The organism is Pantoea folii (assembly GCF_056678875.1).
In genome coordinates this window covers 14,928-29,109 of the sequence record NZ_JBWXON010000021.1, presented here as the reverse complement: position 1 = coordinate 29,109, position 14,182 = coordinate 14,928, and the positions used below count along the sequence as shown (strand labels likewise).

Genomic DNA, 14,182 nt, shown 5'->3' with positions numbered 1-14,182 from the left:
CTTATTGCCGCCCGTTTTCTCTTTCCGTCAGGTCACTCGATGCAACGCTATCTTGCGCTGGATTTCATTCGTGGTTGCGCCATTCTCGGCATTCTGCTGCTCAATATCGTGGGTTTTGGCTTGCCATCGGCTGCCTATCTCAATCCGGCGTGGCAGGGCACTATCTCGCTTTCTGATGCCTGGACCTGGGCGATCATGGATGGCCTCGCGCAACTGAAATTCCTCACGCTGTTTGCGCTGTTGTTTGGCGGTGGCCTTTATCTGCAGATCCCGCGTGGCAGTCGCTGGATGTCGGCGCGCCTGACGTTGCTGGTGCTGCTGGGTTTTATTCACAGCATCTTCTTCTGGGAAGGGGATATCCTGCTGGATTACGGTCTGACCGGGCTGATTATCTGGCGGATGCTGCGTGAAGTGCCTTCGGACAAAGCTCTGTTGCAAACTGGCGTGTTGCTTTACCTGATCGGTTGCGGCGTACTGCTGGTGTTTTGGGGCATTTCCAGCCCGGAACCGGGTCGTTCGTGGCTGCCGGGTGCTGCCGATATTGAGTATGAAAGCTACTGGAAACTGGTCGGCGGCTGGGAAGCGATTCAGAACCGCCTCGACCATCTTTCATCCGGCTTGATGGCGTTGGCCGCGCAGTACGGCTGGCAGCTGGCGGGACTGATGCTGATTGGCGCGGCGTTGATGCGCAGCGGCTGGCTGAAAGGCGAGTTCAGCGTGCAGCACTATCGTCGCTCGGCCGCGCTGCTGCTGACGATCGGCTGGCTGATAGCCATTCCAGGCATAGTGGCGCAATGGTTACTGGACTGGGAGTTCCGCTGGAGCGGCTTCTTACTGCAGGTGCCGCGCGATCTCGCCAGCCCGTTTATCAGCCTCGGCTATGCGGCGCTCTGTTTTGGCTTCTGGCCGCAAATCGGTGCCACGCGCTTCAGTTATGCGCTGCAATGCGTTGGCCGCATGGCACTCAGCAACTACCTGTTACAGACGCTGATCTGCACCACGCTGTTTTATCGCTTCAATCTGTTCCTCAAGTTTGATCGCCTGCATCTGCTGGCACTGGTCCCGGCTATCTGGTTGGTCAATATCCTGTTTTCAGTACTCTGGCTGCGCTTTTTCCCGCAGGGCCCGATGGAGTGGATTTGGCGCAAACTGACACGTCTCGCCGCCGGCAAAACGGAACCTTCCTCCCGCATCAGATAATGATGTTCATCACAAAGGTTGCAGATTTGTATGTAACCGTTTTCATCCGTGTGACGTGATTCACGCAGCTGAATAAAATGCCCTGACAAAATAGCGCCGTTACGCGCTTGTCGCGCATTTTCTCCTCTGTGGAACAGCTGCATGATAACGATTCGAGATGTCGCCCGTCAGGCCGGTGTATCAGTAGCCACCGTGTCGCGTGTGCTCAATAACAGCAGTGCAGTCACCTCTGATACCCGTGAAGCCGTACTCCAGGCGGTGGAGGCGTTAGGTTATCGCCCCAATGCCAATGCGCAGGCACTGGCCACCCAGGTCAGTGACACCATCGGCGTGGTGGTGATGGACGTATCCGATCCCTTCTTTGGTGCGCTGGTCAAAGCGGTGGATACCGTGGCGCAGCGCGTGCACAAACACGTGTTAATCAGCAATTCCTGGCATCAGGAAGAGAAAGAGCGCCATGCCATTGAGGTGCTGATCCGTCAACGATGTAACGCTTTAGTGGTCCACGCGAAAACGCTTTCAGACGCTGAACTAACTCAGTTTATGGATCAGGTTCCAGGTATGGTGTTGATAAACCGGACTATTCCCGGGTATGAACATCGTTGCGTCTGCCTGGATAATGTAACGGGATCTCTGATGGCAACGCGCATGTTGTTACAACAGGGACATCAACGCATTGGTTATCTCAGCTCCAGCCACCCGATTGAAGATGTGACGCAACGGCGTGAAGGCTGGCTGCAAGCCTTGTCAGAGCAGGGGATTCGCTCGCAGGAGTCCTGGATTGCCCATGGCGAACCGGACATGCAGGGCGGGGAAGCAGCAATGGTGGAGTTACTGGGCCGTAACCTGCATTTAACCGCCATCTTCTCTTACTGTGACGGTATGGCCGCCGGTGCGCTGACCGCATTGAAAGATAATGGCATTCAGGTGCCACAGCACTTCTCCGTCATCGGCTTTGATGATATTCCCATTTCGCGTTACACCGATCCGCAACTCACTACCGTGCGCTATCCTATTGTTTCTATGGCTAAATTAGCCACAGAGTTGGCCTTAAAAGGCGCAGCGGGCGAACTCGATCCCGACGCCACACACTGCTTTATGCCGACTCTGGTGCGCCGCCATTCCGTTGCTCAGCGGCAAATTGTGGAGTCGGTCACTAATTCGGGCGATAGCGCTGTGTAACCGTTTCCAATCTGTGATTACATTCACAGTTAATTAACAAGGCGCTCACTATGATGGCAGCGTCTTACCGGACTGAAACATCATGTAACGCCGGGTTCTCCTTCTCCGGTCAGGTTTCAGTAGCCGATTGAAATAGTTCACAACACTTTTCAGGAAGCGTTTACGTACAGGGAAGTCAGGATAGCGATGGTGGCCCGGCTTTGCGTTACGCGTCCGCCCCATAAATGAGTTTGAACCGACTGCGCTGGTTGCCCGCAGGCAGCACAGCGCGATGATATGCCCTACATAAAAAACCGGAGATACCATGAATAAGAAGGTTTTCACGCTCACAGCACTGGTTGCCAGCATGATGTTTGGTGCAACTGCGCACGCCGCCGATACCCGCATTGGCGTGACAATTTATAAATACGACGACAACTTTATGTCTATGGTTCGCAAGGACATCGACAGCGAAGCCAAAAAATTGGGCGGCATCCAACTGCTGATGAATGACTCGCAGAACAGCCAGTCCACCCAGAACGACCAGATTGACGTACTGATGGCCAAAGGCGTGAAAGCGCTGGCGATCAACCTGGTTGACCCTGCTGCTGCGGCAGTGGTGATCGACAAAGCGAAAGCGAATGATGTGCCAGTGGTGTTCTTCAACAAAGAGCCGAATGCCAAAGTACTGGCCAGCTACCCGAAAGCCTACTACGTGGGTACCGACTCTAAAGAGTCAGGCATCATCCAGGCCAAACTGATTGAGAAGCACTGGAAAGCCACCCCAGCCTGGGATCTGAACAAAGATGGTCAGATTCAGTTTGCTTTGCTGAAAGGTGAGCCGGGCCACCCGGATGCTGAAGCACGTACCAAATACGTGATCGAAACCCTGAACACCGATGGTTTCAAAACTCAGCAGCTGGCGATGGATACCGCGATGTGGGACACCGCACAGGCAAAAGACAAAGTTGACGCCTGGCTGTCTGGCCCGAACGGCAACAAAATTGAAGTGATCATCGCCAACAACGATGCGATGGCAATGGGCGCAGTAGAAGCCCTGAAAGCGCACAACAAAACCAGCATTCCGGTGTTTGGTGTGGATGCGCTGCCAGAAGCGCTGGCACTGGTGAAATCCGGTGCGATGGCCGGTACCGTGCTGAACGATGCGGAAAACCAGGCGAAAGCCACCATTGATATCGCGAAGAACCTGGCCGATGGCAAAGAGCCAACCGCCGGTACTAACTTCAAGATGGAAAACAAAATCGTACGTGTTCCTTACGTACCAGTAGATAAAGAAAACCTGTCTCAGTTTGTGAAGTAATACGTACCGGGCGCGGCAGCACGCCGCGCCTTATTGCATCTGACCCACGTTTTATTTAGCCAGGTAAATTATGGCCAGTGAGAATCCGACCGCACAGCGTGAATATCTGCTGGAGATGACGAATGTCTCGAAATCATTTCCAGGGGTGAAAGCCTTAGATAATGTGAATTTGAAAGTGCGGCCGCACTCCGTCCATGCCTTAATGGGCGAAAACGGCGCCGGAAAATCCACATTATTAAAATGCCTGTTTGGTATTTATAAAAAGGATACGGGGAGCATCCTGTTTCAGGGTGAAGAAATTGATTATAAAAGTTCCAAAGAAGCGCTGGAGAATGGCGTTTCAATGGTGCATCAGGAATTAAACCTGGTTTTACAACGCAACGTGATGGATAACATGTGGCTTGGCCGCTATCCACGTAAAGGCGTGTTTGTTGATCAGGATAAAATGTATCGCGATACCAAAGCGATCTTTGACGAATTAGATATTGATATCGATCCACGCGATAAAGTGGCTAATCTGTCTGTTTCGCAAATGCAGATGATTGAAATTGCCAAGGCATTTTCCTATGACGCGAAAATCGTCATCATGGATGAGCCAACATCGTCGCTGACCGAAAAAGAAGTGAATCACTTGTTCACTATTATCCGTAAGCTGAAAGACCGTGGCTGCGGTATTGTGTATATCTCACACAAGATGGAAGAGATTTTCCAACTGTGTGATGAGATTACGATTTTGCGTGATGGACAGTGGATTGCCACCCAGCCGCTGGAAGGGCTGGATATGGACAAGATCATCGCCATGATGGTCGGTCGTTCACTGAACCAGCGTTTCCCGGATAAGACCAACGTGCCGGGCGAAACTATTCTTGAGGTGCGCCATTTAACCTCGCTGCGTCAGCCGTCGATTCGCGATATTTCCTTCGACCTGCGCAAAGGTGAGATTTTAGGCATCGCCGGATTGGTGGGCGCTAAACGTACTGACATCGTTGAGACGCTGTTTGGTATTCGCGAGAAGTCAGGCGGCACCATTAAGCTGCACGGTAAAGCGATTAATAACCACAGTGCCAATGAAGCGATTAACCACGGTTTTGCGCTGGTGACGGAAGAACGTCGTTCAACCGGGATTTATGCTTATCTGGATATTGGTTTTAACTCGCTTATTTCCAATATTAAAAAATACAAATCCAGCATGGGCTTACTTGATAATAAGCGCATGAAGAGTGATACCCAGTGGGTGATTGATTCAATGCGCGTGAAAACGCCAGGTCATCATACGCAAATTGGTTCGCTTTCCGGTGGTAACCAGCAGAAGGTTATTATTGGTCGCTGGTTATTAACCCAGCCGGAAATTCTGATGCTGGATGAACCGACGCGCGGTATTGACGTTGGTGCTAAGTTCGAAATTTATCAGTTAATTTCTGAGTTGGCGAAGAAAGAGAAGGGCATCATTATTATCTCTTCTGAAATGCCAGAATTGCTGGGGATTACCGATCGTATTTTAGTGATGAGTAATGGCCTGGTAGCGGGCATTGTCGAGACCAAAACGACCTCGCAGAATGAAATCCTGCGTTTAGCGTCATTACACCTTTAATGAAGCAAGGGCTTTAACATGAAAGCGACTACTAAAAAGAATGCGCTAACCTGGTTAAAAGAGGGCGGCATTTACGTTGTCCTGTTGGTACTGCTGGCAATTATTATTTTCCAGGACCCGACGTTTTTAAGTTTGATGAACCTGAGTAACATTCTGACCCAATCTTCAGTGCGTATTATTATTGCACTGGGCGTGGCCGGATTGATCGTGACGCAGGGTACTGACCTGTCAGCCGGGCGCCAGGTCGGTCTGGCCGCGGTGGTTGCGGCGACCTTGCTGCAATCCATGGATAACGCCAATAAGGTGTTCCCACACCTGGATACCGTACCGATTCCACTGGTTATCCTGACCGTGTGCATTATCGGTGGTGTGATTGGCCTGGTGAACGGCGTGATCATCGCTTATCTGAAAGTGACGCCATTTATCACCACGTTGGGCACCATGATTATCGTTTACGGCATTAACTCGCTGTATTACGACTTTGTTGGCGCATCACCGGTGGCCGGTTTTGACGCGGGCTTCTCGACCTTTGCTCAGGGCTTCTTCCGTTTCGGTGATTTCAAGCTGTCATTCATCACCTTCTACGCGTTTATTGCCATTATCTTCGTGTGGATTCTGTGGAATAAAACGCGCTTCGGTAAGAACATCTTTGCCATCGGCGGTAACCCGGAAGCCGCGCGTGTTTCAGGCGTTAACGTGCCGCTGAACCTGATTCTGGTGTATGCGCTGTCAGGCGTGTTCTACGCCTTCGGCGGGATGCTGGAAGCAGGCCGTATCGGCAGTGCCACCAACAACCTCGGCTTTATGTATGAGCTGGATGCGATTGCGGCCTGTGTGGTTGGCGGCGTGTCATTTGCGGGTGGTGTGGGTACAGTTGCGGGCGTGGTGACCGGTGTGATCATCTTCACCGTTATCAACTACGGTTTGACCTACATCGGCGTGAACCCTTACTGGCAGTACATTATCAAGGGCGGCATTATCATCTTCGCTGTAGCCCTGGATTCTCTGAAGTACGCACGTAAAAAATAAGACTGACACACAGCAACACATCACTGCAAAAGGCTGCCATTTTATGAATGGTGGCCTTTTTTATTTGTGCAAACTGCTAAGGGCTAAGGGCTAAGGGCTAAGGGCTAAGGGCGGGTGCGGTGCGGGCCCCAGCCCCTCTGCTGCTGCCGGGCAGTCCTCGCGCCGCTGACGCGGTGCCTTCGGCTTCCACGTCGTGCCGACGGACCGTTCGGGGATCGACCATCCCTGGTCGGCCCCGAACTGATCCACGCATCCCTGCGTGGATCTCCTGGCCCAACGTAAAAGCCTCAGCGCTGTGGATAGCCCTTGCAGCAGCAGAGGGGCTATGGCCTCAAACGTTGTGCCCGATTTTTTACAAATATGCGGCTTTAGCGAATGGCCTTTGAGGCAGCATAGGTTTTTTGGACCCAAGGGTTGCGCCCGTCATCTGAACAAATATTGTACTTTTTGCAGATGGCTTTTGCGGTGGAAAAGAGCGGAAGCAACATCGTTGTGCCTGTCTTGATACCAAATGCACGGCATCCGAGAACAGCCTTACAGCTATTCGGCTATGGCCTGACGCTGTGTGCTCTTTTTTAACAGCACGCAATTAAGCTCAATAGCAGGCTGGTGTCGCTTTGGGGGCAGGCATTTCGCAGCGCTGAACAGAGTGAGGATGCCAGGATAGCCCGCAGGGATGCGGGCGGAAGGCGGGGCGGCACATGGATGTGCCATCCCCGCCGTTCCGTCAGGCAGACGAACGGCGTGAAGGCACCGCGTCAGCGGCGCGAGGACCGCCAGCCCCCAAAGCGACACCCGACAGCGTTATAACAGTAACCTTAAGCGACACCAGACAGCGTTATCACAGCACCCTGAAGCAGCACCGGATAGCGTCACGACTACAACCCAGGCGACACCAGATGGCATCAACGCAATATCTTCAGGCGGCGTTACTTCTGCAGCTTCTCTTCCAAATCCAGCAACTGCTCTGGCGTCACCGCCGGATAACTCTGTGCATCTTCTGGCACTTCATGCACCGCCGGAATCGGCACCAGAGGGCCGAGGAAACGAGGTTCACGTTTCATCAGATACAAATCGGCTAATGCGCCTAAACGAGCACCGACCTCGCGGAAACGCACCGACAGCATATTTTTCGGAGACGGCACCGCATAACACTGCGCCTGAATCCCCAAATGTTGGGCGATGTAGAGTGCGCGTTCACAGTGGAAGCGTTGAGTGATGATGATGAAATCATTGGTATCGAACACTTTGCGGGTGCGTACAATCGAGTCCAGCGTACGGAATCCGGCATAGTCGAGCACGATATCGGCAGGATCGACACCGGCTTTGATCAAATCGCGGCGCATGGTCATCGGTTCGTTATAACTTTGCAGCGCGTTGTCACCGCTCAACAGCAGATAATTCACCCTGCCGCTGTTATACGCGTTAAGCGCACCTTGAATGCGATAGAGGTAATACTGATTGATCACGCCGGTGCGGTAATACTTGGCGGTGCCTAAGACCACCCCGACCTGACGATGCGGCAGCGAGGTGACATCTTCATAAATAAACGGGGCAGTTTTCCAGCTGATCCAGCGATCCAGGCCGAGCGCGGTGGCCACCATCAATAAGATGATGAAAAACAGACCAAAGAAAACGCGTTTAATCATGCGCGTAAGCACTCGGTTGGCGGAAAAAAGGATGGCTAAAGGCTACTTGAGGTGGGGTCGCTAAGCAAGTTTACGCCGGTTGGCTGGCGATATTTTAAGCGCAGCCGGTACTGAATTCACCGGCTGCGCTGCCTGATTAGATAGACGTGCGGCGATAATGACGATACTGCGGCAGCCAGAAGTTATTATTCACGGCTTTCGACAGCACATCTTCTGAGGTCACCACGGCCACGCCAGCCAACTGTGCTGCTTTACCCACTTCCATAGCGATCAGCTTCGAAACGCCCTGAATGTGTTTCAATTCTGGCAGCACCGGGCCTTCGCCATCATTCACCAGCGGTGAGCAGTCAGCCAGGGCGCGGCTGGCGGTCATCAGCATCGAATCGGTGATGCGGGTAGCACCGGCGGCAATCACACCCAAACCAATACCTGGGAAGATATAGGAGTTGTTGCACTGGGCAATCGGGTAGGTTTTACCCTTCCAGGTTACCGGTGCAAATGGGCTGCCAGTCGCGACCAGCGCTTCACCGTCGGTCCAGGAGATGATATCCGCTGGAGTGGCTTCAACGCGTGAGGTTGGGTTTGACAGCGGCATCACGATCGGACGCTTGGTGTGCTTATGCATCTCGCGGATGATCTCTTCGGTGAACAGACCCGGCTGACCTGACACACCAATCAGAATGTCTGGCTTCGCGTTGCGCACCACATCCAGCAGTGAAATTGAATCGCTGGTCACATCCCAGTCCTTCAGGTTTTCACTCTTCTGCACCAGTTTGCCCTGGAAATCGAGCAAATTAGGCAGTTTGTCGGTCAACAGACCAAAGCGATCGACCATCATCACGCGGGAACGTGCTTCGTCGTCGCTCAGACCTTCAGATTTCATCTGCGCGATGATCTGCTCAGCGATACCGCAACCGGCGGAACCGGCGCCGAGGAACACCACTTTCTGCTCGCACAGACGGCTGCCTGCGGCACGGCTGGCGGCGATCAGGGTGCCAACGGTAACGGCGGCAGTGCCCTGAATGTCATCGTTAAAGCAGCACACCTCATCGCGATAACGCTCCAGCAGCGGCATAGCGTTCTTCTGCGCGAAGTCCTCAAACTGCAGCAGCACGTTCGGCCAGCGGCGTTTCACTGCCTGGATAAACTCATCAACGAAGGCTTCGTACTCTTCACCGGTGATACGCGGATGGCGCCAGCCCATATACAGCGGGTCATTCAGCAACTGCTGATTGTTAGTACCGACATCCAACACCACGGGCAGGGTATACGCCGGGCTGATCCCGCCACACGCGGTGTACAGCGACAGCTTACCGATTGGGATACCCATACCGCCGATGCCGAGGTCGCCGAGGCCGAGAATACGCTCGCCATCGGTCACCACGATCACTTTCACGTTCTGCTTAGTGGCGTTTTGCAGCATGTCTTCAATGCGATCGCGATTGTTATACGAGATGAAAACACCACGCGCACGACGATAAATTTCAGAGAAGTGTTCACAGGCCGCGCCGACGGTTGGGGTATAAATAATCGGCATCATCTCTTCCAGATGATTATCCAACAGGCGGTAGAACAGCGTTTCGTTGGTGTCCTGGATGTTGCGCAGATAGACGTGCTTGTCGTTATTGTTTTTGAAATCCAGGAACTGACGCCAGGCACGCTCTGCCTGCTCTTCGATGGTTTCAACGGCTTCGGGTAACAGGCCATTGAGGTTAAATTCGTTGCGTTCTTCCAGGGTGAAGGCGCTGCCTTTGTTCAGCAGCGGAAATTCCAGCAGAATCGGACCCGCGTAAGGAATATACAGCGGACGTTTACTTTCGTAGTCGAGTTCCATGCAGTCTTTGCTCCGGTTGCAGTGTTTTCTGACGTGTCACCGGGAAAAGGTAACGCCAGACCTGTTTCTTGTGAAGTAGTTCTGGCGCCCGATCCTATGAGGATTCTTGCAGATGTACAGCTTTTGTTAATAGAAAGTCACAAAAGCGATGAAAGGATCACTAAACTGATGTTTTCGAAACTAAAGTAAGTGAGAAATCTTCACAGCCCAGTGCCGCCAGCGTAGCGCGCGTGGCATCGCGCTGGCTTAACGTGCTGCCCTCACATTCGACTAAAACTGCCTGTTTAATCGTGTCCAGCGCTTCGTTACGCATGTTCATCATAATCAGCGCTGCCTGCAATGGCGGCAAACTTGGATTGAAAGCGGCGTTTTCCGCATAGCGCCCGGTGAAGAGGTTACCGCTCTGGCTGCGCAGGGCCACACCACTGTAGCTGTGACTGTAGGGCGCATGACTGTTGTTCGCCGCCTCAATCGCCGCCTGCTGTAAAGCATCACCTTGTTGAGCGAAGCCGTGATGAATCGGTGTCAGCAGACGTTCCGTGATATTCAGATCGGCGGGGCCAAACGCATCTGGCAGATAATCGCCCAATGTACTCACTGCACGACCTGGCAGACTGATGCGGATCGCCGTGCCGCTGTTAAGCTCGTTCATAAACTGACGGCAGTGGCCGCAAGGCGTGTAATTGACGGTGATGGCATCCAGTTTCTCTTCGCCGTGCAGCCAGGCATGAGTAATGGCGCTTTGCTCCGCATGCACGGTTTGCTGCAGCGGCGCATGTTCGAATTCCATGTTGGCACCGAAATACCAGTGACCACTCACTCCGCGTGAAATCGCACCCACATTGAAGTGAGACACCGGTGCGACCGCACAGCAGGCGGCAATCGGCAGCAGTGCCAGCGCCAGGGCATCATCATCCAGCCCCGTTTCCTGCTTCAGGCGCGCCACGTCTTGCGGGCGCAGTACGCCGTCAAAATCAGCTGCATCCAGCAAAGGATGAATCGCAGTTTGCAAGTCAGCGTGCAGGGCGGAGAAAGCAGCAGTAAATCGTGGATGCATGATGTGATGACCTCATTAACGCGTTAGCGGCGATGCGCCGCCTATGGGGTTATATGTGATCTGTGTCGCTATGACAATGTAAGCTGATTGAGTTGTTTCAACTTTGCGAGATCTCTCGCAAGTTTTAGCCCAACCAGTGCATCAGCAGCGGGAAAAGGAAGGGGGCCAGCAGCGATGTGATAATGCCGCAAATCACTAATGCCAAAGAGCTAAATGCCCCTTCCTGATAATCGATCTCTGCCGCGCGCGCCGTGCCTAAGGCATGCGATGCGTTGCCAATCGCCAGGCCACGTGAAGACTTGCTGTGCACCTTAAACAGATTTAGCAGCATATGGCCGAACACTGCGCCGAGCACGCCGGCAATCAACACGCAGATGGCGCTAATAGCGGGAATGCCGTGCAGCGAACCGGATACCGCCATGGCAATCGGCGTGGTGACGGATTTCGGCATAATCGTCGCGGCAATTTCTGGCGTAGCTCCCATCCACAGCGCAATAGCGGTGCCGGAGACCATCGCGGTGATGCTGCCAATAAAACAGACGCTGATAATGGTTTTCCAGCGCGCGCGAATCTGATGCATTTGCTCATACAGCGGCAAGGCCAGTGCGACCACCGCAGGTTGCAGCAGCTGATTAAGGAAGGTGCTGCCGGCAAAATAGCGGCTATAAGGGATATGGGTGAGCAGCAGGATCGGAATCACAATCGCCATCGCTACCAACAGCGGATTGATGATCGAGATATTGATTTTGGCCGCCAGCTTACGCGCCAGCAGATACGCCACCACGGTGAGCGGCAGTGACCACCAGGCGTCAGTCATGAGGCTGCTCCTTCGGGCGCTGCAAACGTTCGGCGCTCAGGCCAACGATTAACAGCACCATAAAGGTACTTACCACGCAGGAGACGACAATCGGTCCAAATTGTGCGCTCAGGATATCGGTATAACCCATCACGCCGACACTGATCGGGACAAACAGCAGCGCCATATAACGTATCAGCAAATGACAGCCCGGTTTCACCCAACCGACCGGCAGGATTTGCAGCGCCAGCAAGGTAAACAGCAGCAGCATGCCGATAATACTGCCCGGAATGGTAAACGGCAGCAGGGCTGCAATACCGTTTCCGGCATAGAGCGCGGCATAGATAATCACAAAGGCACGCAAATAGTGCCAGCAAGCAGTTAGCACGACAGGCTCCACAACAGAGGGTCGATAAAAAAGCCGCCCTGAAGGCGGCTTGTTCAATTACTTCACCTGCATTCCAGGCTGTGCACCGCTATCAACGGACAACACAAACAGATCTGAACCGCCGGAACCGGCTGACAGCACCATGCCTTCTGAGATGCCGAAACGCATCTTACGCGGTGCCAGGTTAGCGACAATGATGGTCATCTTGCCGACCAGCACTGACGGATCCGGATAGGCCGCGCGAATGCCCGAGAAGATCTGGCGCTTCTCGCCGCCGAGATCCAGCTCCAGACGCAGCAGCTTGTCAGAACCTTCAACCAGCTCGGCTTTCTCGATCAGTGCTACACGCATATCAACTTTAGCGAAATCGTCGATAGTGATGGCCTCGCCAATCGGCGCATCCGCCAGAGGGCCGGTTACTGCTGGCTTGTTCGCCGCAGCTGCATCTTCTTTAGATGCTTCAATCAGGCCTTCAACTTTGGCCATTTCAATACGACCATACAAGGCTTTGAACGGCGCCACATCGTGATCCAGCAGCGGCTGTGCAATCGCATCCCAGCTCAATTCCGTGTTAAGGAAAGCTTCGGTACGCGCACTCAGTGAAGGCAGCACCGGCTTCAGCCAGGTCATCAGAATACGGAACAGGTTGATACCCATTGAGCAGATCGCTTGCAGGTCAGCATCACGGCCTTCCTGTTTCGCCACCACCCACGGTGCCTGCTCATCCACATAGCGGTTAGCGATATCCGCCAGCGCCATGATTTCACGAATCGCGCGGTTGTACTCGCGGCTCGCCCAGGCTTCGCCAATCTTCTCTGAGGCATCGACAAAGGTCTGATACAGCGCGGGATCGGCCAGTTCGCTCGCCAGTTTGCCGCCAAAACGCTTAGTGATGAATCCAGCATTACGGGACGCGAGGTTCACCACCTTGTTGACGATATCGGCATTAACACGCTGCACGAAATCTTCCAGATTCAGGTCGATGTCGTCGATGCGTGAAGAGAGTTTCGCTGCGTAGTAATAACGCAGGCTGTCCGCATCCAGATGCTGCAGCCAGGTGCTGGCCTTAATGAAGGTGCCGCGTGATTTGGACATCTTCGCGCCGTTCACCGTCACATAACCGTGCACGAACAGGTTGGTCGGCTTGCGGAAGTTGCTGCCTTCCAGCATTGCAGGCCAGAACAGGCTGTGGAAGTAAACGATGTCTTTACCGATGAAGTGATACAGCTCGGTAGAAGAATCTTTTTTCCAGAACTCGTCGAAATCGATGTTGCCGCGCTTGTCGCACAGGTTCTTAAAGGAACCCATGTAACCGATTGGCGCATCCAGCCACACGTAGAAGTATTTGCCCGGCGCACCTGGAATTTCGAAGCCGAAATAAGGCGCATCGCGGGAGATATCCCACTGCTGCAAGCCCGATTCGAACCACTCCTGCATTTTGTTCGCCACCTGCTCCTGCAACGCACCTGAACGGGTCCAGGTCTGCAACATCGCGCTGAACGATGGCAAATCGAAGAAGAAGTGCTCTGAATCACGCAGTACTGGCGTCGCGCCAGAGACCACGGATTTAGGATCGATCAACTCGGTTGGGCTGTAGGTCGCGCTGCACACTTCGCAGTTATCGCCGTATTGATCCGGTGACTTACATTTCGGGCAGGTACCTTTCACAAAACGATCGGGCAGGAACATGCCTTTTTCCGGATCGTACAGCTGTGAAATGGTGCGGTTCTTGATAAAACCGTTCTCTTTCAGACGACCGTAGATCAACTCTGACAGCTGACGGTTTTCATCGCCGTGCGTGGAGTGATAGTTGTCGTAGCTGATGTCGAAGCCAGCGAAGTCAGTTTCGTGCTCCTGCTTCATCTCGGCAATCATCTGCTCAGGTGGGATACCGAGCTGTTGTGCTTTCAGCATGATCGGCGTGCCGTGGGCATCGTCTGCGCAGATGAAGTAAACCTGGTTGCCACGCATTCGCTGGTAACGGACCCAAATGTCAGCCTGAATGTGCTCAAGCATGTGACCGAGATGGATAGAACCGTTTGCGTACGGCAGTGCGCACGTTACCAGAATTTTTTTAGCGACTTGAGTCATAGTTTGCGTAGCGTTCCGTGAATAAAAATCGGGCTTAGATGTTACCCGAAGCACCCTCTGGCGTA

The 14,182-nt window shown here is 53.4% G+C and carries 11 protein-coding genes; 5 read left to right on the top strand and 6 right to left on the bottom strand.

Annotation, left to right across the window (positions count from 1 at the left end; translation table 11 throughout):
• Nucleotides 1-39 precede the first annotated feature (39 nt).
• From yeiB to mglC, 5 genes are all read left to right on the top strand, one after another.
• Nucleotides 40-1,200, top strand: coding sequence for a DUF418 domain-containing protein YeiB (yeiB, locus tag AC1MDE_RS21090; RefSeq protein ID WP_058962269.1), 1,161 nt, complete (start codon nucleotides 40-42; stop codon nucleotides 1,198-1,200).
• A 141-nt stretch (nucleotides 1,201-1,341) separates the two neighbouring features.
• Nucleotides 1,342-2,382 carry an HTH-type transcriptional regulator GalS gene (galS, locus tag AC1MDE_RS21085; protein ID WP_058962270.1) on the top strand — a complete coding sequence of 347 codons (1,041 nt, stop codon included), beginning with the start codon at nucleotides 1,342-1,344 and terminating at the stop codon, nucleotides 2,380-2,382.
• A 304-nt stretch (nucleotides 2,383-2,686) separates the two neighbouring features.
• Entirely contained in the window at nucleotides 2,687-3,682 is a 996-nt protein-coding gene (mglB, locus tag AC1MDE_RS21080) for a galactose/glucose ABC transporter substrate-binding protein MglB (protein ID WP_034824919.1), read from the top strand.
• A gap of 70 nt (nucleotides 3,683-3,752) precedes the next feature.
• Entirely contained in the window at nucleotides 3,753-5,273 is a 1,521-nt protein-coding gene (mglA, locus tag AC1MDE_RS21075; protein ID WP_034824907.1) for a galactose/methyl galactoside ABC transporter ATP-binding protein MglA, read from the top strand.
• A gap of 18 nt (nucleotides 5,274-5,291) precedes the next feature.
• Nucleotides 5,292-6,302, top strand: a complete 1,011-nt coding sequence (gene mglC / locus AC1MDE_RS21070) for a galactose/methyl galactoside ABC transporter permease MglC (protein WP_034824905.1) — start codon at nucleotides 5,292-5,294, stop codon at nucleotides 6,300-6,302.
• Nucleotides 6,303-7,231: 929 nt separating this feature from the next.
• Here the strand turns inward: mglC and sanA are convergent.
• The 6 genes from sanA to metG form a co-directional block, all read right to left on the bottom strand.
• Nucleotides 7,232-7,951 carry an outer membrane permeability protein SanA gene (sanA, locus tag AC1MDE_RS21065; protein WP_058961435.1) on the bottom strand — a complete coding sequence of 240 codons (720 nt, stop codon included), beginning with the start codon at nucleotides 7,949-7,951 and terminating at the stop codon, nucleotides 7,232-7,234.
• Between the two features lie 136 nt (nucleotides 7,952-8,087).
• Nucleotides 8,088-9,785: an NAD-dependent malic enzyme gene (locus AC1MDE_RS21060; RefSeq protein WP_034824900.1), complete on the bottom strand. Its 1,698-nt coding sequence runs from the start codon at nucleotides 9,783-9,785 to the stop codon at nucleotides 8,088-8,090.
• A 160-nt stretch (nucleotides 9,786-9,945) separates the two neighbouring features.
• The gene (gene cdd / locus AC1MDE_RS21055) at nucleotides 9,946-10,842 is read right to left on the bottom strand and encodes a cytidine deaminase (RefSeq protein ID WP_058961434.1); all 897 of its coding nucleotides are present in this window, start codon (nucleotides 10,840-10,842) and stop codon (nucleotides 9,946-9,948) included.
• A 124-nt stretch (nucleotides 10,843-10,966) separates the two neighbouring features.
• A complete protein-coding gene (locus AC1MDE_RS21050; RefSeq protein WP_058961433.1) occupies nucleotides 10,967-11,659 on the bottom strand; it encodes a CidB/LrgB family autolysis modulator in 693 nt (230 codons plus the stop codon).
• Nucleotides 11,652-12,026, bottom strand: coding sequence for a CidA/LrgA family protein (locus tag AC1MDE_RS21045; RefSeq protein WP_034824894.1), 375 nt, complete (start codon nucleotides 12,024-12,026; stop codon nucleotides 11,652-11,654). Before AC1MDE_RS21045 ends, AC1MDE_RS21050 begins: the two co-directional genes overlap by 8 nt.
• 57 nt (nucleotides 12,027-12,083) lie before the next feature.
• Complete coding sequence (metG, locus tag AC1MDE_RS21040) at nucleotides 12,084-14,171, bottom strand: methionine--tRNA ligase (protein ID WP_286119915.1); 2,088 nt, start codon at nucleotides 14,169-14,171, stop codon at nucleotides 12,084-12,086.
• Nucleotides 14,172-14,182: the final 11 nt, after the last annotated feature.